Here is a 23277-nt window from a genome sequence, read left to right on the forward strand (position 1 = left end):
ACAACCGTATTTCTTTACAGCTCTAGCGAACTATGTACGTAGCTCGGCTCGCCTGAGCCGATAAGACAAATCAAACAAATTACCCTGATAAGCACGTTACTGGTAAATTGTATTGATGGGGAGCACTGAATGAGTAAAAAACCTTCAACTTTCTACCAGGACCACATCTTTGTTGTTCACGGCTCATGGAAACCGTATTACGTCTTTTTTTCCTTCACAAAAGCGTTGTGTTGCTTCTCTCTTTCGATGGTTGTGACCGGCCCATGTCCCGGATATACGGTTGTATTATCCGGCAAAATATAGAGTTTTTTACGGATTGATTGAGCAAGCGTATCAAAATTTCCTTTATAAAGATCCGTCCGCCCAATGCTTTCAAAAAAGATCACATCGCCAGCTATGAGGACCCCTTCTTCCTTAAAATATAATGATACGTGGTCCGGGGCGTGGCCCGGTGTATAGAGTACATCAAACGTAAAATTACCCATCGTAAAGTCCTCCTGCTCAGGGAGCGGTTCGGGAGTAAAATCAAATCCGACGGATTGAAATCCAAACGCCTTTGACTGCTGCTCAAAATGATTCCACAAATAGAGATCGGAATGATTCAGGTAAACAGGAACCTCAAAATCTCGCAATACTCGGTGAAGCCCTAAAATATGATCCACGTGAGCGTGCGTGAGACAAACCGCTTGTAACTCAGCCCCGGTATCTTCTAATTCGCTTTTAAAAGATTTGTACTCATTTGGAGAAGAGAATCCAGGGTCAACAACCAAGGCCTGGTCGTCTTCCAACAGCAGATAGGTGTTTTCGGAAAAAGGGCCTACTTCGAATTTCTTTAGCTTCATCGGCAGTATATAAAAAAAGGATGCAATGACATTCACTGCATCCTTAAATTAGAAACTGAATTTGGTTACTTATTCTTGTTGTAACGTTTATTAAAGCGGTCGATTCGGCCAGCTTTCTTCTGAATCTTCTTATTCTGGTTGTAAAACGGGTGATTCTTTGAATCTACCTCACTTTTGTAGACCCCTTCTTTAGTATTCATGGTACTTCTGGTGGTAAATTCAGTACCATCACTCATTACAACTGTAATTTCTTTGTATTCGGGATGAATTCCTTTTTTCATGGTCTTATAATATTATTCAAAATCTTTTCAGACCCAAAAGATAAGAATATCGATTTCTTCATGCAATCGTAATGTTTGATATAAAGTTGTTCCGGTAATCATCATTTAAAATGGCCAGATAACCGGGGCAAGAAGAATTACAACAGTCCAGAGGATCAATTGCAGCGGGAATCCAACTTTAAAGAAATCTGTAAACCGGTAGTTTCCCGGACCGTAAACCATCAGGTTGGTTTGATATCCAATCGGGCTGATAAGCGACATAGACGCCGCAAGAGTTACTGCCACAAATATTCCTCTTGGATCGATATCCATTGATCCGGCTACCGACAATACAATCGGAAACATGATAGCCACAGCCCCGTTATTTGTGATTATCTCAGTTAAAAATGCAGTAACCAATACAATACCGGCAAGCAGCACCCAGTTGCCATACTCGCTCGTTAAATCAATCATCCAAAAGCCTATCAAATCTGCCGTACCGCTTACCTCCATCGCTTTCCCTAAACCTAATGCAGCACCAATTACGATGAGAACGGTCCAGTCCACGGATTTTCTGGCTTCCCCTGGATCGATCACATTAAATGCCAATAATACTGCCACACCTATTAAACCAGCCAAAGCAATATGAATGATGCCGACAGCTACACTTACAACAATTCCTAAAAGTACAGCTACTGAAACATAAAGAGACTTACCCTCCGGTCGTTCTTCCTTTACTTCTTCCTTGTTTTCTATCTCTTCACCGCCTGCCTCACTTGTGAGGAAAAAATCCTCCGTATCTTCATAAGCACCCCGGAAGCCCCGTCCTGTATCCAGTAGTAGTACATCACCGGGTTGTACCACAAAATCTCCAAGGGCTTTATCAATTCGTTTTCCCCTTCTCCTTACACCTGTTACAGCCGCCCCAAATCGCTCAAGCAATCGCGCATTCTCCAGGGATGAACCTACCAGCCGGGACCCTTCTTTTACTACAATCTGGTGCAATTCTCGATCCTGTTTCTTTTCCCTTTTAATAATTCTCGGGGGCTGATATAATATCTGCAACCCGGGGTAATCACTTAGAGATGGCACCTTCGCTGCAATTCCACCCTCTGCTGCATACATTAAATGATCACCAACCCTGAACTTTTCGTTTGGGGGTACCGGTGCTATTTCACGATCATTTCTATTAAGCCTGGAAAGATAGAAACCCGGTAGTCTGGCCAAACCAGTCTCGCGAATTGTTTTCCCGACAATCTGTGCTTTATCAGTGACTTCAATTTCAACCAACAGCTCCCGCTTTCTCTCCTCCTCATAACGAATATCCCTTCGCGCCGGTGTTAGTATCGGAGATACAAAAACAAGGTAGGTCAAACCTACAGCGGCACATGGTAGTCCAAGCCAAGCCAATTCAAAAAACGAGTACCCTTCAAAACCATAATCTTGTAAAAGCCCATGAGCTATAAGGTTCGTACTGGTTCCGATAAGTGTACATAACCCACCCAGTATCGCTGCATATGAGAGTGGAATTAATAATTTTGAGGCCGGAATCCGGTTCTTTTGAGACCAACTTCTGATTGCAGGAATTCCCATCGCTACGACGGGCGTATTATTCAAAAAAGCAGAATAAACCGAAACACTCGGGCATAGCCTTATTAAAATTCTGCGAATTTTCTTTGATTTTCTCCCGAGGATAAACTCACTGGCCCTGTCTAATGCCCCGCTTTCTCGCAATGCGGCAGCTATAACATAAAGGCTCCCAAGGGCAAGAAGTGTTGTATTGCCAAATCCCATGGCAGCTTCTTCTAAGCTCATTACTCCCGATACAGTAACAATTGCAACTGCAGTTAACAATACCGCATCAGGACTCCACAGATCTGAAGCAAGCGCAATAATGGTAAGTAACAAAACCCCAAAAACAATGATTTGATCTGGACTCATTTTGGCGAATAAATTTTTTTACTTACAAATATCGATGAAGAATTCTGTGATACTTGAGATAACGACCAAATCAAAATAACATAAATGACAGTATATTTACTATGTTTTTATGGAAGTATGCTTATGCGTTTTTTTGTTGATTTTTAAATCGAAATGTAACAGGAATTTCCCCATCAGTTGGAGTTCCAATGTGATAGAGTTCCCATTCAGAATCGTAGTTTGTAATCCTGTCTCTTAAAATCCTTACCAAATCTTCAGAGCTTCCATTTTCGGAATCGAAATTAAACTTCTCCACACGAAATCTGAGTTTTCGATCTTCTCCGTTTACATGAACATCAAGATTTACAATTTTCTTTACATTGGGCACAGTGAACTGAACGCGTACGTTATGCATGATTTTAGGAGTTAGGTTTAATCAAAGGCATTGTAATGAATTTATTATCAAGAAATGTGCCAAACAGTTCTATATGCCTCATTGAACAAGTTCTAATGATTTCTTCGGTCAATCCTGTACGAAAACATACGGTTCATGTCCGATATTGGACACTGAATATCTTCATAAAAGATTACTCGCTAACGTCATTCATATAGTCTTTCAAACGATGAGGTTCTTCAAACAGATCAACCAACTCCGGGCTGTGCGAATCTTTTTCTTGCTGATCCCACTTCTCCAACAGATATTTTACAGCCAGATGTGTGCTCTCATGAAAGTGATTACCGCCCAGGCTACGTGCCAAACCCGAACGCATCAGTAGTTTTTGGACCGGTGTTTTCATCCCGGCAAAATGGAATTCTATATCCCAGTTTTGGAGAGTTTCCATTACAGATCGAAGAGCTTCAATGGCGGTTGTATCCAGGTCGTTGATACTCTTCGCGTCCACGATGACAGCACGGATTTTCTTATTTCTCTCTTCACTTTTGTGAATAATAAAATCTTTGATGAACTCTGCATTGTTGAAATTTATGGACGCATCAAACCGAAGTATGAGCACCTCTTCAATTGGAGAAGCCTGTGGATTTCGGGTCACATCCCGATAGGTCCTTGACCCTTGCACGTGACCTAAAACTGCAAGATTGGGCCTGCTTGAGCGATAAAGGACGAGGAAAAGAGATGCCCCGATTCCCATCAAAATTCCTTCCTGAATGCCGATAAGTAGTACACTTAAAAATGTAAAGATTGCGATGTACCCATCTTGAGGCTTAGTGCGGAAGAAGTATTTTAGTTCTTCCAAATTGATCAACGAAAGAGCGGCCAAAATGATAATGGCAGAGAGACCCGCCAACGGAATGTAATAAAACAGGGGAGTTAAAAAGAGTAACGTTAAGCAGACAACAATTGCACAGATAACATTTGAAAGGGTAGTCCGGGTACCGGCCTGCTCGCTCACAACCGTTCGCGAAAAACTGCCTGAAATAGGCGGGCTTTGAAAAAAGCTCCCGATGAAGTTTGCCGCACCTATTGCAAAAAATTCACGGTTTGGGTTGATGGGATATTTGTATTTGTTGGCATAGGTCTTACCGAGAGAAATCACTGTCATAAGCTGGACCAATACCAAAGTTGTTATGGTGGGAATTAGCCTGCGCAAGTTGTCGAGAGTAAAACCCGGCAGTTCAAATGAAGGCAACCCCGATGGAATCACTCCAATCACTTCAATACCATATTCCTGTAAATTTAACCACCAAACCATCACACCTCCTGCAACTAAAAGCACAAGTGCTCTCGGGAAAAGAGGATTCCATTTTTTTAGCAGATAGAGAATCATAAATCCAATCAACCCGATTCCCAATGCTGTAAAATTAACCATCTCAATCTTTTCGATAATCTGCATCGCTATGATGCCGATATATTGGGATCGTTCGAGATCAACACCAAGAATATTACCCAGCTGGCTGAATACAATGATGAGCGGTGCAGCGGCCGTAAAACCAAAAATGACAGGTTTTGAAAGGAGGTTCACCAAAAATCCCATCCGCAACAGGGATAGTGCAATGTGAACCAGTCCCACAAACATGGTGAGCAGTAATACTACAGACACGTACTCCCCGGTTCCCGGTTCGGCGATCATTCCGGCACCGGACGCGATAATAATCATGTCAGTTGCTACAATCCCGAGTGAAAGATGGCGCGAAGTTCCGAATAGCGGATAGATCAAAAGCGGAATAAGTGATCCGTATAATCCGTAAATAGGCGATAAGCCGGCAATGACAGCGTAAGCCATAACCTGTGGGATTACAATCACACCAATTGTAAGCCCTGCTTTTGTGTCGGCGATAAACTCTTGTTTGGAGTATCTGTGAATCCAGGTTAGAATAGTAAATTTATTCCTGATCCAGGAAAGAATAGCCGTCAGGTCCATATCTCAATGATTGAAACCTTGTTTTTTGTGATCGCCGTTGCCACAATTAATGATTTGATTAGCGGCTGAATATCAATCGGTAGTAGATTTAGAATCCGCTTATCTCCCTGAAAATATAAATAAAAATGCAATAATTGCGGTTTGTTTTATCTCATTCCATCGTGAATATGGATGAGTAAATATCCATACCGTACCAAATGTTTCCGATCCGGATATTTTCATCCGGGGCGTGCTGATTATTGTCATGATTCGCTATAGGGACAATTACAATCGGTTTTTGCATGATCTGCTCAAAATGATAGATAGGCAGAGTTCCACCCATGGTCGGGTAGAGTATCAAATCATCAGAAGTGGCTTGTTTGATAGCATCTACAATTTGCTGTGTCATGGCATTATCAACGGACGTCCGCATGGCCGGGTAACCGATTCCCCGTGTTACTTTAGCTATTTTTCGGTGCTTTAGACGAGTTTCCATATCCGGATCTTCCCTCACGATATGATACCCCTGTTCGCGTATATGCGCTTCCAATTTATCCTTCATCTCTCCGGGTTGATTTCCTTTTGCCAGACGAATTCCCAACGATGCAGTTGCTGTCGTAGGAATTACATTTCGAGCCAGCTCACCGGTATTTCCGCTCGAAAATCCACGGATGGTTAACGTTGGATACATATAACTTTCAATGAGTGATCGCCCCTCATGTTCGGTCCATGTCAAGCCGAGATCTTCCCGAATTTCATCGTCCACATCCGGCAAGGTTGCAAATGCTTGGCGGTCGGCTTCTGTGATTGGAGCTGTGCTTTCATTGAAATCTTCGATCAAAATTTCACCGGTTTCATTTTTCATACTTGCCAACAAGTTGGCGAGCATCTGTCCGGGTACCGGAGACCATCCCCCGTAATGACCACTATGTAACGGGCGCGAGGGACCGTAAACAGTTACTTCCATTCCCGTCACACCCCGAACGCCAAACACAACCTGCGGCCGGCCACTTTGATGCATCGGTCCATCAAAAAAGAGCCACAGATCTCCATCCAGCATCTCTTTGTATTGCTGCAAAATTTGGCGAACGTGTGGAGATCCTCTCTCCTCCTCGCCATCAAAAAAGAACTTCAGGTTTGATGTGAGTTCCAAATCGTTTTGCTGAAGCGCATCCAGCGTTGCAAGAATAGCTGCGAATGGTGCCTTGTCATCCGAAGCCGATCTACCGTAAATTCGCCAGTCAGGATTGATCGGTTCATCGACTTTGGGAAATTCTATCGGCTCTCCCCCATCTTCCATCGAAGCTGAATATAGCGTAGGCTCCCATGGTGAATGCGTCCAATTGACAGGGTCTGCGGGCTGACCATCATAATGTACGTAAATAATCAATGTTCGATCGGCCCCTGGTGTGTTGATCTCGCCATAAATAACGGGCGGTACTTCCGGTTGATCCGGCAGAGTCAACAACTCCATATTCGCACCGCGTTTTTCAAACTCAGTCATAATCGCACCTGCATTTCGCCGGATGTTCGGAAGATCGCAGGCCACATTCGGGATTCTGATTAACTCAAAATGAGTTTCCAGGATGGAATGAGCATGTTGGCTCCTGTACTCCCGGGTAGCTTGAACAGCAGTTGATTGAGCAAATATTAGGGAGGGAGTAAACAATAAAAAAAAGATGAGAGAAAGAAATCGGAACATAATGGCGGAGTTAACGCATTTTTGGTTTTATTGATGTAATGACGCTTCTTTGTGAACATTCATGTCTTTGCGCCTTTTTGTGATTCATAAAGGGCGCCTCGAAAGCCCGAAGGCTCTAAGAAACACGAAGTATATTTTCCATTTAATAAATATGTTCAACTGATTAAATATAAATAGACAGGTTAAATGTAAGGAGTAAAAATGTAGAGTTAATTACTCAATATGAAGGGTAGTTTAATGATGGTGATAAAACCCCTTCAAAACATCGTTATCAGGCAAATTATTTATACTTCGGTCTGACTCTAAAAAATCTACAGTCGAATCAAAAGCATCTCTCAAAATATCGTATTCGCCCTCTTTCGCAAACACTGTAAAACTATAAAGCCGTTCTTTGCCACGGTAAATGGAGATTCTACCGTTATGAGTAATATCGCGATCAAATCGAACCAGGAGTTCTCCGTAGTGAAAATCATAGATCTTCTTCCCGAGAGGGATCTCCATCTCCTCTTCCCTTTCCTCAATATTTGATAGAATCCGATCAAGATCGATCTCGGGAGCTGGATGCTTTGACCGTTGATTATTTGAAAACAGGTTTGAAAAAAATCTCATAACAGATTTATGGTTTTACCGGCTTGCACTCAGAAATAATGTAACGGAAATGGATGATTGAATGAAGTAACGGCTTTAAATTGTTGTATTGAATGGAAGCAATCGATAATTATAAACACCTATACACCATGAATTTACTATCATCTGATGAAATTTTAGATTTGACGGAAAACATTATCCATGAAGACACACAATTGCATAAAAACCACCTTGATCTGACCGTTGCCGAAGTTCATCGAATGGACGGTGCCGGTTCTTTAGATTTTGGCGGAAGTGAATTTACACCTGCAGACTCAAAGATCATTGATCCGGAGAAACGAAACGCGAATGATTCGTATGGTTGGTGGGATCTGAAAATTGATACTTACAAAGCAGTTTTTAATGAATCATTCGAGGTTCCTGAAAATACGATTGCCGTAATTACACCACACAGCCATGCAGAGAAAGCCGGGGTCATTATCAACACCCTGTACATATCGCCTGAAGATGATCTCAATGACCTGAATATGCATTTTCACGTTCCGGTTGCGGGTTGTAAAATCAAGGAGAACGCACGTATTGCAACGCTAAGATTTCTTGATCTTTCGTAGATTTTCACGGCTCAGCAAGGCATGCTACGTACACCAACTCGTTAAGCGACTAAACAACTTCGAGTCATCAATAAAATCAGTACCTGCAGAATTAAAAATTTTTGAATCCCTGAATCTCATTATTCAATCACCCGAGTTTTCATACACGGCTCAGGCGAGCCGTGCTACGTAAATCGGCTCGCCTGAGCCGATAACTCCCAAAACCTGATTCCACTAAAAACTCCTATTTCAACTTATTTCCACAACATCTCCCCCCATTTCGTCTGAATAAAAACAACAAGGAGGGTCGCGGCTCAGTGAGACGCGTTACGTATTTTGGCTCACCTGAAATCATAACTCCCAATCCTCTTTTTGAATGAGACCGAAGTATAGATTTCTCATTTTGAAATTAAATTCAACGTTCTCTACCGTCCCCATTTTATCTACGGCTTAACTCAATCGTGATACAAATCCAATCCATCCGTTTACTCATCGTACGGATTCTCTTCAACGACCACACCATCTTTTAAATTGACAATCCGATTTCCGTAACCGGCCATCTTTTCGGAATGTGTCACCTGTATTATCGTCACTCCTTCTTTGTTCAATTTTGTGAACATCTCCATGATCTCTTCGCTCTGTTCGGAATGAAGATTTCCGGTCGGCTCGTCAGCGAGAAGAAGTTTAGGACTGCCAATGATCGCACGGGCCACTCCCACAACCTGTTGCTGCCCGCCTGAAAGCTGAGGCGGGAACAGGTCTTTCTTTGCCACGATATTAAACCGATCCAGCATTTCAGCAACCATCGCCTTTCGTTTTTTGGATTTTACCTTCCTGTAAAGGAGTGGCATCTCGATGTTTTCGTAAACGGTCAATTCGTCAATCAGGTGATAGGCCTGGAATACAAAGCCGATGTGTGATTTGTGATAGTCCGACTTTCTTTTTTCAGTCAAATTATGAACCGGTTCATCCAAAAAGAAGTACTCACCCTCGGATGCATCATCCAAAAAACCAAGAATATTTAGCAGAGTAGATTTTCCGGCGCCGCTCGGCCCCATCACTGTTATGAAATCTCCCTCTTTTACTTCGAGATCTATATCCTTCAGAATAAAGGTCCTTTGAAACCGCTTATCGATATACTTGTAAATCTTCTTCAGTTTAATCATTGAATATTATTTTTGATGATATCTCAATCGAATTCAATCAGATCATATGGATTCAGCCGGATCTAATTTTGCCGACTGAACGGCTTGCCAGCTCACAGTTGCAAATGCTATGATTAAAGTCAATCTATTACCGGGAATGTTTTGGATCACCCCTGTTACTTCATAATCACTGCCTCCAATCTCAAGTGTTTGGCCAACTGCATTATCATCCCCAAAATATCGGTCAGACATATCCTGAGTGAGAACTGCAGACTCAGGACTTTTTAATGCGTCATTCTCGTTACCGGCTATCAACTCAAAATCAAAAACATCAAAAAGACTGGAGTCGGCGTAGACGATACTTCGCTGTTCGAAGACCCGGTTTTCATGTCGAACTACCAATGGGTTGAAGGAGCCCACATCAAATAATCGAACACCGGTTTCAACTTCGGGAAACAAACGTTTGCTGGTTGGGAGAATCATGGAGGGTGTCATTGCAATATGCGCCCTGGGATGATCAATCGTTACTCTGTAGATACGGTCTGATTTAGTGTGATATTTATCATACGACATCTCATGAGATACATACAGATAGATCAGGCTGCAAACCGCAATTCCTACTGCAAGCCCAAGGATATTAATAAACGAGTATCCCTTGTGCTTTTTAATATTTCGGCAGACAATTTTGAGGTAATTTATTAGCATGGTTTTGGATATTCTTAGTTGTCCGTGGATAGTGGTTTATAGATTACAACCAACAACTGACAACAAACCACTAACCAATTCATTCACTCCTCAAACTGTCCACCGGGTTTACCAACGTAGCTTTCACCGATTGATAACTAACTGTAAGCCATGCCACAACCAAAGCCGAAATACCCGCCAACAAAATAATACCTAAACCGATATCAATTCTGTAAGCAAAATTCTGCAGCCAGCTCGACATGAAATACCAGGCAACCGGTACTGCAATTACAAAGGCGATAAGAACAAGTTTTGTAAACTCCTTGTTAACCAGCAAAACAATACTTGAGGAAGTTGCTCCCAAAACTTTACGAACTCCAATCTCTTTTGTTCGTCGAAGTACCATTAAGGATGCCAAACCAAATAATCCCAAACAAGCAATAATGATTGCAAAGAAGGAACCAGTTGTAACGATCCGGCTCAAGCGTTGCTCCTGACGGTATTGAGCCTCGAGGGATTGATCGACAAAGGTGTAATTAAAAGGAGTGCCGGGCGATACAGTTTCCCATACGTTCTGGATAGATGCCATTGTTTTACTCAAATTGCCCGTATTGAGCTTAAATGAAAAACGAGGAGATGGCGAATTGCTCAACATGATGTTATTGATACCACTAAATATAATTTCCGGATTCATGGTCATTGCAAGTGGGTCAATCTCTGTATGCAGCGATTCGTAATGGAAATCCTCAACAACCCCAATCACTTCGTGATCAATAAATTCCGGCCCGGGCAATCGCCGGCCAATGGGATTTTCCCATCCAAAGTAATCGACCAATGACTGATTCACGATCATAGCACGGCGTTCATCAGAGGGATTCACATCGGAAAAGTTTCTGCCCTGGATAATTTCAATTCCGAGCGTGTTAATAAATTCAGCATCAATCACATTTGCGTGTAAATTTTGCTGTTGATTCTGATTATCACTGAATCCTATTCGAAACCAGCCAAATACCTGAACCGGTGAAAATGTGGAAACCGAAATAGATTCTACTCCCTGAGCTCCTGATATTTCATTTGCTATTAAATCTCTCATCTGATACCCGTTCTGTATCAGCTCGCTCATAGGCACGGAAGGGCCCGCAGAGAGCCCGGACTCCACCACAACTACCTGGCCTGTTTGATATCCCAGATTCTTGTTTTGCATAAAGCTCAGTTGGCGATGAACCGTAATAGTCCCAAATATAAGTGCAATCGAGAGTGAAAATTGAAGAACCACCATCGACTGCCGGAAGAAACTTTTATCAGCCGAAAGATTCAGATGACCTTTCAGAACTTCAACCGGCCGGAAACCTGATAATATCAATGCGGGATAGATCCCTGCAATCAAGCTGATTAAAATAGCAAGCCCGGCTAATATTCCGATCGATCCGAGAGTGAGTTGAAATTCAAGAGATGTGCCGGAAAGATCATTAAAGAGCGGAAGTAATAACTCACTGAAGGCAACTCCAACCGTGATAGCGAGAACGGTCATCATCAATGCTTCACCCCAGAATTGAGCCATCAAATGCTGACGAATTGCACCCATCGTTTTCCTGATTCCAACTTCCCTCGCCCGGGAAGCCGATTTGCTAATAGACAACGTCATAAAATTCACACATGCAATAAAAAGAATGAGTAAAGCGATAGCAGCCAACAGATAAGAGTAAGCCGGGTCACTTACAGAAGCGATATTAGGAGGAAATTCCGGATTGAGATGAATATCTGTCAACGGCTGTAAACCAATGGCGAAGTTTGTTTCACTCTGCAGTTCCTCTCCCAAAACTGTCTGCAGCATCGATTGGAATTTTGCATCTAATGCGTCAGATTCAGCATTCTCGGCCAAAAGTACATAGGTAGGCCCAAAAATATTAAACCAACTATTGAACGAATTTTCACCTACAAGCCGATCTAGATTCTCATTCGGAAGAAGAATACTGTACTCCAGGCTGGAATTAGATGGAGCATTTTCAAGGACACCGGTTACCGAAAAGCTCTGAAACTCATCATCAATACGAATGGAGAGTGTTTGCTGTAACGGGTTATCAGAACCAAAGAACCTCTCTGCTGTTTCCCGGCTTATCACCACAGATGACGGATTCTGAAACATAGTTTCTCTGTCCCCACTGATAAGTTCGAAATCAAATATGTCAAAGAAATCATTATGAACAACCAGCATCTGTTCATTTTGTTGATCCGGTCTTTCCGGTGCCTGAACAAGATTATTGAACCGGAATATGTAGGTCGATTTTTCAATCTCCGGAATGTACTCCTCCAGTGCCTGCCGGAGTGGAATCGGGGTAGATGTGTTTAACAATTCTCTGCCATCTTCCATGGTTTCCGTTGTCCATGCCCTGTAAATTCGGTCAGAGTTGGAGTGAAATGTATCGTAACTCCACTCATTTTGAACATACAAACCAATGAGCAGGCAGCAGGCAATCCCCACTGCCAAACCAAAAATATTTATAAATGAGTAAACCTTGTGCTTAAACAGGTTTCTAAGGGCAATCTTGAAGTAGTTTTTGATCATAGTTTTGTGTGTTGTTAGTTGTCAGTGGTTAGTAGTTGGTTGTTTTCTTACAACAGACAACTGACAACCAACCACTGACAAATTTATTCACTCCTTAAACTGTTTACGGGGTTTACGATTGCTGCACGGATGGACTGATAACTGATTGTCAGCCAGGCAATTACAATGGCGGAACCACCTGCAATTACAAATGACCAGACCGGCATATCAATCTGGTAGGCAAAGCCTTCGAGCCATTGATCCATAGAATACCAGGCGATTGGTGTTGCAATGGCGATCGCCATAATCACGAGAAGGGTAAATTTCGTTGAAAGAAGCCATACGATTTGTGAAATACTGGCTCCAAGTACTTTTCGAATTCCAATCTCCTTGATTCTCTGCTGAGTTGTAAAAGAAGCCAATCCAAACAAACCTAACGCGGCGATGATGATTGCAATCAATGAAAAGAATCCGAAAAGTGTACCCAGCCGTTCTTCAGAGTTGTACTGTTCATCAAAATTGTCCTGAACAAATGAATACGTAAATGGATAGCCAGGGCGCAGCGTAGCCCACTGCTCTTCCAAAAAACTTAGGACCTCTTCGCGGGAATTATCCCGGATTTTAACCGCTACATTCCTGATTCGATCATCAGGAATCATGAATACAATTGGTGCAATCGATTGATGCAGTGACTCAAAGTTGAAATCATTCACCACTCCGATAACCCTGCCCCTTCGGCCGCCATACAAAAACTGCTTTTCTATTGCCTCTTCAGGTGAATTCCACCCGATCGTTTCCACAGCAGATTCATTCAAGATAAATGCTTCGGTAGAATCGCTGGCCAGGTTGATATCAAAATTTCGTCCGGCAACCAGGTCGATATCAAACGTTTCAAGGAAATTATGGCTGATATGGATATCGGCAATTCGAAAATCGATATCCTGTAATTCGCCATCTACTTCGGCACGTGTACCCTGGGAATCCAGTAACCGACCTGAAGGCACACGACTGGCAACAGATACGTTTAAAATTCCGGGATGCCCAAGAAGCCTCTCCCGAATATTTTCATAATTTGAAGTAATCTGCTGGCTGACCGGTAAAACGGCAATATTTTCCTTGTTAAAACCCAAGTCCTTTGTTCGCATAAAATCGAGTTGGGTGTAAACAATAATCATGCAGGTAATCAAGGCGATGGAGATCGCAAATTGAGTTACCACCAAAACAGACCGGAATCGTTCATGGACTTTCCCGGCCTTGAACGAGCCTTTCAAAACAGTTGCAGGTTGAAATCCTGAGAGAAAGAACGCCGGGTAACTACCTGCTACTAATCCCACAAAAAGAACAATTCCAGACAGCCAGAATAGTTGAGTGTAGTTCTGAAGAAGGTCTAATTCCAGGTTCAGGTTAATAAAATCATTCACAACCGGCAGCATCAGTTCAACAATTAAAATGGCAAATAGCAGGGAAAGCACGGCCATAACCACAGATTCCCCGATAAACTGGCGTATTAACGACCATCGATTTGCACCAATCACTTTTCGAAGACCTACTTCCACCGCTCTTTTTACCGAACGAGCAGTGCTCAAATTCATAAAATTGATGCAGGCAATGATCAGAATAAAAAGTGCAATAGCACCATAGATATACACATATTCGATCCGGCTGTTGGCTTCAATTTCTGAATCGAGGTTCGAGTACAGGTGGATATCAGTGAGAGGTTGCAAAAAAAGCATAGTACCATCAGAAGCTGTTACCGGTTCTCCATCTTCTCCCAAATGAGTTTCTTCAGTACTCAGATGGCGATCCATAAATGCGGGAATCTGCTCTTGTAGCCGTTGATAATCGTACCCTTCCGGAAGCAGCAGATAAGTGGCAAAGTTGTTACTGCCATAGTTTTGCATGAATGCTTCTTGTCCCCCATAAAACTGAACGACCGGTTCCATCGATGCCAGGAAATCGAACTGGAAATGTGAATTCTCAGGAACATCTTCCATAATACCCCGAACCTGGAATTGAAGATTCATCCCCCGGATCTCCGCTTCAATGGATTTTCCCATGGGATCTTCATCCCCAAAATATTTCTTCACCATGCTCTCCGTAACCACAAGGCCATCGGGGTAGGTTAACGCGGTAGACGGGTCACCCTCTATCATCTCCCAGGAAAACATTTCAAAAACTTCAGGATCTGAAAAGAAAAATCTATTTTCTACAAACGCGTTCTCTTCATATCGCAGGAGTGGGCTGATTTCTAAAAAACGAACCATCTCTTCGATCGTACCCTCAAAATCTTGTTCCAAAAGCGGGCCAAAAGGCGGTGCGGCATGGCCAAGATGAAGACTGACCTGCCCATCCTGGTTGAACCAGGCGCGTGATGTACGAACGATACGATCAGAATTTTCATGATAATCATCGTAGCTGAGTTCATGCTGAACGTAGAGCAAAATGAGAATACAAATCCCCATCCCCATGGCCAAACCAAAAATATTGATAAAGGAGTACCCCGGGTTTTTCCGAAGGTTTCTGAACGCGATGGTTATGTAGTTTTTAAGCATAATTTTGGTTGTTGAATATTGTCAGTTGTTTGTTGTTTTGTTGGGCTATTGTACTTACAACTCACCACTCACAACTAACTACTTTACAAGTTTAATCAACTATCATACCAAACCTTTTAAACTCCCTAAATTCACTTTAAACGCCTGTTTTATAGAACGATCTTGTTCGGATTGATACAACTACTGTACGATTGCGAACAGTTTTCCAATGGATTAGTATTTATCAGCCCGAATTTACCAGGTTAGCGAAAAATTGATTCCTGTCTCTCTCTTTAAACTATAATTCATTTGTCAACCTATACAATGACGATGCACCACATTCTAATACCAATAATCCAGCTCGGTCTTCTTCACCACGTATTTACCATAGGTGGAGGCGAATTCGAGATGCATCGGGTGCTCTTCGTACGATTTGAGATCTTCAAGGCTTTTAAACGTCAGAAACATACAGTGAGAGTAATCAGCATCTTCCTGGATATTGGTTCCGAACTCTAGCTCCCGGATTTGGGTAATATTTTCTTCGAGTTCTAATAAATCCTGATTCTTCATTTTCACGATAGAGTCAGTTGCCTGTTCATTCAAATTTAAGAAAACCACATGCCTTAAAACCCGGGATTGGTATTCTGTTGCATCCTTTATTTGGGTGAATCCAAAAAGGGCTGCGATTAAGAAAATTCCAACTGTGATAAAATGAAATCTATCCTTCATGATTTTCTGAGTTTTGCATTGTTGTTAAGGAGAATCGTTCAATCCAAAATTCCTCATATCATATAAATTTTTCATTTTAATCAGGAGCCTCACGCACAAAAAAGAAAATAAACCCTGTCTGATATTGGGATATTAACCCGAAAATCAATAATCATTTTACCTATAAGAATATTAATTGTGACACTACATTCAATCAATAAAAGCGCTTTTCTGAAGTAATAAGTGCAGGTTGTCCGAATTAGAACTTTCTCCTTCTACCTGATAAATTTTCTTTTTTACAATAGAGGCTTGACATGAATTGATTTAGTGTTTAACCTGAATTCACGTTAAAAACGACTTGATGTCTAACACAATTTTTTAATGAATCAGCAAAACGGTTCCACAAACTTTTCCGCGACCGAGCACAAAAACATGTGCTGTATGATGTGTTGTAGAATGCCGCGAAAGGTAGTGGAAAAATTATGCTGATTTAATACAACGATCTTCATACAAAGCCCGCTACCGAACAGGTGGTGGGCTTTTTTGTTTTAAAAACCTGTCTGCCTGTCTGGATGTTAGCTGGGCTTTGTGAGAATGAGCTTAAACACCAATCAAAAACACAAAGCACAAAACAATGCCAGATACACTAACACAAAAAAGAGTACTCGTAACTACCGATTGGGCAGCTGATCATCTAACCGATGAAGGCGTCCGTTTTGTAGAGGTCGACGTAGACACTGAAGCCTATGATTCAGGACATATTCCGGGATCAGTCGGCTGGAACTGGAAGAAAGACCTCCAGGATCAACTCCGAAGAACCATCGCATCAAAAGAGGATTTTGAAAAACTGCTTCAAAAATCCGGAATTGATGAAGATACCACGGTTGTCTTGTATGGTGACAACAACAACTGGTTTGCCGCTTGGGCTTACTGGTTGCTTAAATACTATGGCTTCGATGATGTTCGCATTCTCGATGGCGGGCGCAAAAAGTGGGAAGCTGAAGGGCGTGAACTCACTACAGATCTCCCCAAATACGACTCCACCGATTACACAGTAGGTGATGTAAAAGGTGAATACCGTGCTTTCCGGGATGATATAAAAGAACGACTCAATTCTGATGACTTCGGACTCGTTGATGTTCGCTCTCCGGATGAGTTCACAGGAAAAATCCTGGCTCCTCCCGGACTCGATGAACTGTCTCAGCGTGCCGGCCACATCCCCGGAGCGTCTAACATTCCATGGTCGAAAGCCGTGAATGAAGACGGAACCTTCAAAAGCAAAGAAGAGCTCACCAAAATCTATGCGGACGAAGGAATTACACCTGATAAAGAGATTATCGCTTACTGCCGAATCGGGGAGCGGTCAGCGCACTCCTGGTTTGTCCTGAACGAGCTGCTAGAATTCCCAACTGTGCGGAATTACGACGGTTCATGGACAGAGTGGGGGAACCTGATTGATGCTCCAATCGAACGGTGATCTACCATAACAAAGGACTTGCTCGTTGCGGGCTTCGGCCTCGCAACGGGTCAACTCCTTTCTTCTAATTGATTCTACTCCAACCAATTGTACAGGAATTTAAATTAACGCATCACCCCACAAATGAGCAGTAAGAAAAAGAAAAGTAAACTCGAAAAAATAAAAGAAGGCAGTGAGTACCTTCGCGGTCCATTGGATGTTGAGGTCACCAATGATGAAGATCATTTTAGCAAAGATGCCATCCAGGTATTGAAATTTCACGGTACCTATCAACAGGATGACCGCGATAAACGACAAGGCAGAGACCGCCATTATATGTTTATGATTCGCAGCAGAACTCCGGCAGGAAAACTCACACCGGATCAATACCTGGCTGTGGATGATATCTCGAATGAGTACGCTGACGGAACCATTCGCGTGACGACACGGCAAGCTTTTCAGCTTCATGGAATTATCAAATCAGAGCTCAAGAAAACCATCAAAGAAATTAATGACTCTCTGATTACAACTCTCGGTGCCTGCGGTGATATTGTTCGAAATGTGATGGCCACACCTGCTCCCGATATTGATGGACGGCAAGCCAAAGTTCAGGATTTTGCGGATGAACTGTCGGATATTCTGCTCCCCGCTACGAATGCCTATCATGAAATTTGGCTGGATGGCGAAAAAGTCTATTCCGGCAAAGAGGAAGTGACAAATGGCACCACCGAGCCGTTGTACAGCAGCAGTTATCTTCCACGGAAATTCAAAGTTGGAATTGCTCTTCCCGGCGATAACAGTGTAGATCTATACACACAGGATATTGGCCTGGTTGCTATTTTTGATGATGAGAATGAGATCATAGGATTTAATGTCGTTGTTGGCGGCGGCATGGGGATGCACCATCGCAAGCCGGAAACGTTCCCACGATTGGGAGATCACCTCGGGTATATCACCAAAGACAAAGTGGTGGAAGTGGTAAAGGGAATCATCGGCATTCAGCGCGATTACGGAAACCGCGAAAACCGAAAACAGGCCCGGATGAAATACCTGATCCATGATTGGGGACTCGACAAATTCAGAAGCGAATTGATCGACCGAATCGGGTATGATCTCGAAGAATTTCGGGAAATCCCTAAGTTTGAACTGGAGCTCTACTTGGGATGGCACCAACAGTCCGACGGAAATTGGTTTCTCGGCGTCTCTGTAGAAAACGGCCGCATTAAAGATGAAAGAGATCTGAAACTGAAAACCGCCCTTCGAAAAGTTGTGAAGGAGTTCAGAACGGAAGTTCGCATGACCCCGAATCACAATGTTCTGCTCACAGACATACCTGAAGATCAAAAAGAACCGATTGAACAGGCCTTCAGAGATCATGGAGTGGCCTTGGCCGATGAAATTCCAAACGCCATCAAATTTTCGATGGCCTGCCCTGCCCTTCCAACTTGCGGACTTGCCATTACGGAGTCAGAGCGAGCTTTACCTGCTGTCATTCGGGATCTGAATGATGTACTTGAAAAACTTGAACTGCAAGATGAAAAACTCTCTGTACGGATGACCGGCTGCCCCAACGGATGCTCGCGTCCCTACGTAGCTGACATCGGTTTTGTGGGCCGATCCCTCGATAAATACAGCATTTTTATCGGCGGTGATCCGTCAGGTACAAGGCTCAACAAAGAGTATAAAGACATGGTACCGCGAGAAGAACTGGTGCAGGAAGTGCGTCCTCTGCTTGAACAGTTTAAGAATGAACGCACAGATAACGAATCCTTTAGTGATTTCTGGAACCGAGTTGGAATACAAAATCCTGAAGAGGTACCGGCTTAGATTATGAACACACTCAAACATTTAGAAAAAGGAAAGGTGTACCTGGTTGGTGCCGGCCCCGGCGATCCAGACCTTATAACAATGAAAGGATCGAAAGTTCTGGAATTGGCGGATGTCATCGTTTATGACCGACTGGCCAATCCGGAACTTCTGGGGCTTACCGGGGAAGATTCTGAACATATTTATGTGGGTAAAAGCCCGAATAAACCCTCTGTATCCCAGAAACAGATCAACCAGATTTTGGTATCGAAAGCGCTGAGTGGCAAACATGTGGCCCGGCTTAAAGGCGGCGACCCGTTTGTATTCGGACGCGGCGGTGAGGAATGCGAAGAGTTGCGAGCCAACAGCGTTCCTTATGAAGTGATTCCGGGCATCAGTAGTGCATTGGCAGCTCCGGCTTTCGCAGGCATTCCGGTTACGCATCGTAAAGCAGCCCGTTCATTTACCGTTGTTACGGGGCATACGATTAAAGGAACCGACGATTTTGAAAACTGGTGCCATCTCGTTCATGCAGATACGCTGGTTGTGCTGATGGGCGTCAGAAATTTGCCAAATATTTCAGAGACTTTGATCGAACTTGGAAAGAGCCCCGACACCCCGGCAGCCGTTGTTGAAAGGGCAACCTTTGAGTCACAAAAAGTAGCTGTTGGAACATTGTCGAATATTGCCGAAAAAGCTTCACATTTGTCGCCCCCGGCTACCATTGTGATTGGGGAACTTGCTGCTATGAGTCACGATTTAGCTTGGTTCAACACCGAAAAAGTGCGAGCGGACATCGATGTTCAACATCAATTATTAGCTATTTAAAAATTGTCAGTTGTGAGATATGATGTTGTCAGTTGTTTGTAAAGACATATTAAAAAACAACAAACCACTGACAACGAACAACAAATATTCTTTGAATTATGCAGGACGTTCTCGAACCAATTTTGAAAACAGATAAATTCTCCTCAACAGAACTCAACCAGCTTAATCAACAATTTGAAACTACTGATCCCGGCGAAATACTTTCGTGGGTATATGAAACTTTTGGCACAGAGATGGTTCTCGGCACCGGGTTTGGTTCATCGGGTGTTTTCCTGATTCATCAGTTGCAAACGTACGGTATTGATATCCCGGTTTTTTATCTCGATACGAATCTCTTGTTTGATTCTACATACGAGTTAAAAGACAGAATTGAAGCTCGTTACAATATTGATATTACTAGAGTTACCCCTGAACTATCTTTGAAAAAACAAGCTGATCGATTTGGTGATGAACTCTGGAAGAGAAATCCTAATCAATGCTGCTTTTACAGGAAGGTGCTTCCGCTTCGGAACTATCTTTCTGATAAAAAAGCGTGGGTGACCGGAATCCGCCGAAGTCAATCGGACACAAGAAACCAGGTTCGAATTGTGGATTGGGATGAAGAGAATGATGTAATTAAAATCAACCCGGTGGCCCATTGGTCAGGTAAAAAAATTTGGGATGAAATTCACCGACATAATTTGCCTTATAACCCGATGCACGATGAAGGATATCCGAGTATCGGATGTATACCATGCACTCAACCGGTCAACGCCTCCAAGGAAAGCGACGACCGAAACGGCCGCTGGAATGGTACGGACAAAACAGAGTGCGGAATTCATTTTCCCGAGCATTATAAGAATGGGAGTTGACAATCCCCCTTTGAAGGGGGAAAAATCAACAACGTTGATTTAGGGGGATGACCTGTTGAGATCGAATTCACGCTAATAAACTTATTCGAATTCCGAGTGACCATCCCCCACAACTCGCGCAAGTTTGCAACTTGTGCGATAATCGATTTTGGATATTTAGTCTAAAAAATTAACAACGAAATCAACTAGAATTAATCTCAAAAAAATGTCAAAAGCATTAGATGTCTACCCAATTTACCTTCGCCGATTAAAAGAACGGAAAACCGTCATCGTAGGTGGGGACTGGGAAGCTGAAGGTAAGGTGAAAGATTTTCTGGATCGGGGGGCCTGGCTGACGGTTATCAGTCCGGAATTGAATGAGCAACTGCAGGAGTGGGCGGATGAAGGACGTTTTGAATGGATTCCCCGTCAATATCAATATGGAGATTTTGAAGGTGCTTCGGTTGCTATCGTCGCTGAATTCGAAGGTGATATCAATAAAATAGCTTACAAAGAAGCCAAAGAGCGAAATATACTCATCAATGTGATGGACGACCTTCCCCATGCTAATTTTGCATTTGGGTCAATCGTAAAACAAGGTCCGCTGACGATCTCCATATCTACAGGCGGAGCTGCTCCGGCCTTAGCTGTTCGGCTTCGTCAGCGATTCGAAAAGGAGTTCGGAACAGAATACGGCGAATTCCTTGAGTTCATGCAGAGCCTCCGGAAACCGATGAAGAAACACATCGACGAATTCGATACTCGCAAGAAACTTTGGTATGAGCTGATCGATTCAGAGATTCTTACCCTTTTCCGCGAAAGGAAAGTTGATGAAGCTTACAAACGAGCAAAGAAAATTTTGGGTGATGAACTTGTAGATGATGCTTTGGGAGTTGAAACTGCGGATTAGATGTTGATTGTCAGTGGTTTGTTGTCAATTACAACTAATAAAGAACAACAAATCACTAACCAGTTCGATTTATTTCTTTAATAGGCCTGCCATCTGCAAAAAAGCAAATCACCCTTACCAACTCGAAATCTCACTATCCATCCATGCGAGGCGTTGATCCAACCAATCCCGCAGGTATTGAACCTCCTCCTCGTATGTATCAAATACATAATAATTTCCAAATACCTGGTTACCCAGCAAAAACCAACGATCGAAGTTACGTGCTACAGCACCATCCTCAACCGGCGTAAATATAAGGTCTGAAATCAGTTGATTGAGTGATTCGTTACTCCATTCGGTTGCACGCATCTCCTGCCATCGCTCTTTCACTTTTTGTCGAAACATGGGATCATCAACCAATCGCTCCCACCAAAACGGGACCAGCCAAAGATCATTCGGCAAAAATTGATTGTATTGATAGATCCACGTCTCCGGTGATCGCCTGAACTCCTGTCCATCATTTCCCATCGACAGGTTAAAATCCCACACCGGACCCATATTTAATTTCCCATTGCGATCTTTATACATATATGTGCTTATCCGATAGGCATCCGCATTATGAGCTAACTCATTCAACAAAAAGAAATCCACAAAACTATCGATATTCGCATAATCAGTAAACGTGTACTCACCGTCAAAGTCTTCCGACGTATCGTTCAAAAGAGCCGTTTCAAACTCATGTATATAATTTTGGATATACTCTTTCTGCTGATCGGTAATATCTTCCCAGGCCGGATCTTCATATAGAAAGTATGTTTCCTCGCTCTTCTTATCGAAATATGGATCGTATTCGAGTTCATTTCCATTGACTCCATATTGCGAACGAAATCCTAAAAATTCAGTATAGGTATGATCATTTTCAACCGGATCACCTGCAGTTTTGTCAATTTTCAGGATATAACCGCCGGTAATTTCTTCCGGACCATTTTCATCGGGATCGAGATCAGACAGGTCCAGGCGGACATCATCGCGCTTTATTTTTTCCATGAACACATATATACCCAAATATTCACCATCCAGGAATACCTCACAAAATCGTGTTCTTGATGCGTAATGCCCCATGTTTCTGGCTAACCTGTAAATAAAAACATTCCTGATAAGAGTTTTATCACTGTATGGCCCGTACAGAATCCAATCCTCCTCTTCAGGAAATCCCAGGAGGTCTACATCGATGTCGTCCCCGAATTCATCCCAGGTTTCGATCCCGTACGATTTCTTTGGGAAAAGAGCCTGAGAAGTTGCCCCGCGGTATTCAATACCAATATGGCCGTCGTATGTGATTGAACCGTTCTCGTATACTTTTAAAAGAGCCGGGACTTTGGGTTCATCCACAATTTCTTCACTCTGAAGAGTGATGGACAGTTGAGGTAATTGACTGTTGATATTTACCTGGTCCGGTTCAGGATCGGGCTCAGATCCATTTGAAGTACTATTTTCTTTACAACCGGATAAAGTGCTCCCGAAAACTACCAAGAAAACAATGAAAAGGATATATCGAGAGTTTGAAGTAACGTGTATCATCTATTGATGGATTTT

At 42.8% G+C, this 23277-nt stretch carries 19 protein-coding genes; 6 read left to right on the forward strand and 13 right to left on the reverse strand.

What is annotated here, in order from left to right; all coding sequences use genetic code 11:
- Window positions 1-197 precede the first annotated feature (197 nt).
- The 7 genes from L6773_RS12135 to L6773_RS12165 form a co-directional block, all read right to left on the reverse strand.
- Window positions 198-842, reverse strand: a complete 645-nt coding sequence (locus L6773_RS12135; RefSeq protein ID WP_237854692.1) for an MBL fold metallo-hydrolase — start codon at window positions 840-842, stop codon at window positions 198-200.
- A 65-nt stretch (window positions 843-907) separates the two neighbouring features.
- The gene (gene rpmE, locus L6773_RS12140; RefSeq protein ID WP_237854693.1) at window positions 908-1123 is read right to left on the reverse strand and encodes a 50S ribosomal protein L31; all 216 of its coding nucleotides are present in this window, start codon (window positions 1121-1123) and stop codon (window positions 908-910) included.
- Between the two features lie 105 nt (window positions 1124-1228).
- Window positions 1229-3043, reverse strand: coding sequence for an SLC13 family permease (locus L6773_RS12145; RefSeq protein ID WP_237854694.1), 1815 nt, complete (start codon window positions 3041-3043; stop codon window positions 1229-1231).
- Between the two features lie 121 nt (window positions 3044-3164).
- Window positions 3165-3437, reverse strand: coding sequence for a hypothetical protein (locus tag L6773_RS12150; protein ID WP_237854695.1), 273 nt, complete (start codon window positions 3435-3437; stop codon window positions 3165-3167).
- Window positions 3438-3609: 172 nt separating this feature from the next.
- Window positions 3610-5400, reverse strand: coding sequence for a SulP family inorganic anion transporter (locus tag L6773_RS12155; protein ID WP_237854696.1), 1791 nt, complete (start codon window positions 5398-5400; stop codon window positions 3610-3612).
- Window positions 5401-5551: 151 nt separating this feature from the next.
- Complete coding sequence (locus L6773_RS12160; RefSeq protein WP_237854697.1) at window positions 5552-7081, reverse strand: M20/M25/M40 family metallo-hydrolase; 1530 nt, start codon at window positions 7079-7081, stop codon at window positions 5552-5554.
- Window positions 7082-7315: 234 nt separating this feature from the next.
- Window positions 7316-7690 carry a hypothetical protein gene (locus L6773_RS12165; RefSeq protein ID WP_237854698.1) on the reverse strand — a complete coding sequence of 125 codons (375 nt, stop codon included), beginning with the start codon at window positions 7688-7690 and terminating at the stop codon, window positions 7316-7318.
- A gap of 128 nt (window positions 7691-7818) precedes the next feature.
- Here L6773_RS12165 and L6773_RS12170 point away from each other — a divergent pair, with 128 nt between their 5' ends.
- Window positions 7819-8280, forward strand: coding sequence for a dCTP deaminase/dUTPase family protein (locus L6773_RS12170; RefSeq protein ID WP_237854699.1), 462 nt, complete (start codon window positions 7819-7821; stop codon window positions 8278-8280).
- Between the two features lie 464 nt (window positions 8281-8744).
- Here L6773_RS12170 and L6773_RS12175 read toward each other — a convergent pair whose 3' ends face one another.
- From L6773_RS12175 to L6773_RS12195, 5 genes are all read right to left on the reverse strand, one after another.
- On the reverse strand, window positions 8745-9425 hold the full coding sequence (locus tag L6773_RS12175) for an ABC transporter ATP-binding protein (protein ID WP_237854700.1): 681 nt from the start codon (window positions 9423-9425) through the stop codon (window positions 8745-8747).
- Window positions 9426-9467: 42 nt separating this feature from the next.
- Window positions 9468-10109, reverse strand: coding sequence for an ABC transporter permease (locus tag L6773_RS12180; RefSeq protein ID WP_237854701.1), 642 nt, complete (start codon window positions 10107-10109; stop codon window positions 9468-9470).
- 79 nt (window positions 10110-10188) lie between these two features.
- Window positions 10189-12654: an ABC transporter permease gene (locus L6773_RS12185; RefSeq protein ID WP_237854702.1), complete on the reverse strand. Its 2466-nt coding sequence runs from the start codon at window positions 12652-12654 to the stop codon at window positions 10189-10191.
- An 83-nt stretch (window positions 12655-12737) separates the two neighbouring features.
- On the reverse strand, window positions 12738-15185 hold the full coding sequence (locus L6773_RS12190; protein ID WP_237854703.1) for an ABC transporter permease: 2448 nt from the start codon (window positions 15183-15185) through the stop codon (window positions 12738-12740).
- Window positions 15186-15506: 321 nt separating this feature from the next.
- Window positions 15507-15893 carry a Dabb family protein gene (locus L6773_RS12195; protein WP_237854704.1) on the reverse strand — a complete coding sequence of 129 codons (387 nt, stop codon included), beginning with the start codon at window positions 15891-15893 and terminating at the stop codon, window positions 15507-15509.
- 613 nt (window positions 15894-16506) lie between these two features.
- Between L6773_RS12195 and L6773_RS12200 the strand changes: the two genes are divergently transcribed.
- From L6773_RS12200 to L6773_RS12220, 5 genes are all read left to right on the forward strand, one after another.
- Complete coding sequence (locus tag L6773_RS12200) at window positions 16507-17349, forward strand: sulfurtransferase (protein WP_237854705.1); 843 nt, start codon at window positions 16507-16509, stop codon at window positions 17347-17349.
- A 123-nt stretch (window positions 17350-17472) separates the two neighbouring features.
- Window positions 17473-19155, forward strand: coding sequence for an NADPH-dependent assimilatory sulfite reductase hemoprotein subunit (locus L6773_RS12205; RefSeq protein WP_237854706.1), 1683 nt, complete (start codon window positions 17473-17475; stop codon window positions 19153-19155).
- A gap of 3 nt (window positions 19156-19158) precedes the next feature.
- Complete coding sequence (gene cobA, locus L6773_RS12210) at window positions 19159-19962, forward strand: uroporphyrinogen-III C-methyltransferase (protein ID WP_237854707.1); 804 nt, start codon at window positions 19159-19161, stop codon at window positions 19960-19962.
- Window positions 19963-20060: 98 nt separating this feature from the next.
- Window positions 20061-20813 carry a phosphoadenylyl-sulfate reductase gene (locus L6773_RS12215; RefSeq protein ID WP_237854708.1) on the forward strand — a complete coding sequence of 251 codons (753 nt, stop codon included), beginning with the start codon at window positions 20061-20063 and terminating at the stop codon, window positions 20811-20813.
- A 205-nt stretch (window positions 20814-21018) separates the two neighbouring features.
- A complete protein-coding gene (locus L6773_RS12220) occupies window positions 21019-21702 on the forward strand; it encodes a precorrin-2 dehydrogenase/sirohydrochlorin ferrochelatase family protein (protein WP_237854709.1) in 684 nt (227 codons plus the stop codon).
- Window positions 21703-21816: 114 nt separating this feature from the next.
- Here L6773_RS12220 and L6773_RS12225 read toward each other — a convergent pair whose 3' ends face one another.
- A complete protein-coding gene (locus tag L6773_RS12225) occupies window positions 21817-23262 on the reverse strand; it encodes a CotH kinase family protein (protein WP_237854710.1) in 1446 nt (481 codons plus the stop codon).
- Between the last annotated feature and the right edge of the window lie 15 nt (window positions 23263-23277).

Origin of the sequence: Rhodohalobacter sulfatireducens, from assembly GCF_022012475.1 — a bacterium.
In the GTDB taxonomy this organism is placed as follows: Bacteria; Bacteroidota; Rhodothermia; order Balneolales; family Balneolaceae; genus Rhodohalobacter; species Rhodohalobacter sulfatireducens.

Coding starts and splice junctions, on each gene's coding strand:
- L6773_RS12195 (WP_237854704.1), bottom strand. CDS start 15,893: ATGAAGGATAGATTTCATTTTATCACAGTTGGAATTTTCTTAATCGCA.
- L6773_RS12170 (WP_237854699.1), top strand. CDS start 7,819: ATGAATTTACTATCATCTGATGAAATTTTAGATTTGACGGAAAACATT.
- L6773_RS12205 (WP_237854706.1), top strand. CDS start 17,473: ATGAGCAGTAAGAAAAAGAAAAGTAAACTCGAAAAAATAAAAGAAGGC.
- L6773_RS12220 (WP_237854709.1), top strand. CDS start 21,019: ATGTCAAAAGCATTAGATGTCTACCCAATTTACCTTCGCCGATTAAAA.
- rpmE (WP_237854693.1), bottom strand. CDS start 1,123: ATGAAAAAAGGAATTCATCCCGAATACAAAGAAATTACAGTTGTAATG.
- L6773_RS12180 (WP_237854701.1), bottom strand. CDS start 10,109: ATGCTAATAAATTACCTCAAAATTGTCTGCCGAAATATTAAAAAGCAC.
- L6773_RS12145 (WP_237854694.1), bottom strand. CDS start 3,043: ATGAGTCCAGATCAAATCATTGTTTTTGGGGTTTTGTTACTTACCATT.
- L6773_RS12150 (WP_237854695.1), bottom strand. CDS start 3,437: ATGCATAACGTACGCGTTCAGTTCACTGTGCCCAATGTAAAGAAAATT.
- L6773_RS12185 (WP_237854702.1), bottom strand. CDS start 12,654: ATGATCAAAAACTACTTCAAGATTGCCCTTAGAAACCTGTTTAAGCAC.
- L6773_RS12160 (WP_237854697.1), bottom strand. CDS start 7,081: ATGTTCCGATTTCTTTCTCTCATCTTTTTTTTATTGTTTACTCCCTCC.
- L6773_RS12155 (WP_237854696.1), bottom strand. CDS start 5,400: ATGGACCTGACGGCTATTCTTTCCTGGATCAGGAATAAATTTACTATT.
- L6773_RS12135 (WP_237854692.1), bottom strand. CDS start 842: ATGAAGCTAAAGAAATTCGAAGTAGGCCCTTTTTCCGAAAACACCTAT.
- L6773_RS12215 (WP_237854708.1), top strand. CDS start 20,061: ATGCAGGACGTTCTCGAACCAATTTTGAAAACAGATAAATTCTCCTCA.
- L6773_RS12225 (WP_237854710.1), bottom strand. CDS start 23,262: ATGATACACGTTACTTCAAACTCTCGATATATCCTTTTCATTGTTTTC.
- L6773_RS12165 (WP_237854698.1), bottom strand. CDS start 7,690: ATGAGATTTTTTTCAAACCTGTTTTCAAATAATCAACGGTCAAAGCAT.
- cobA (WP_237854707.1), top strand. CDS start 19,159: ATGAACACACTCAAACATTTAGAAAAAGGAAAGGTGTACCTGGTTGGT.
- L6773_RS12190 (WP_237854703.1), bottom strand. CDS start 15,185: ATGCTTAAAAACTACATAACCATCGCGTTCAGAAACCTTCGGAAAAAC.
- L6773_RS12200 (WP_237854705.1), top strand. CDS start 16,507: ATGCCAGATACACTAACACAAAAAAGAGTACTCGTAACTACCGATTGG.
- L6773_RS12175 (WP_237854700.1), bottom strand. CDS start 9,425: ATGATTAAACTGAAGAAGATTTACAAGTATATCGATAAGCGGTTTCAA.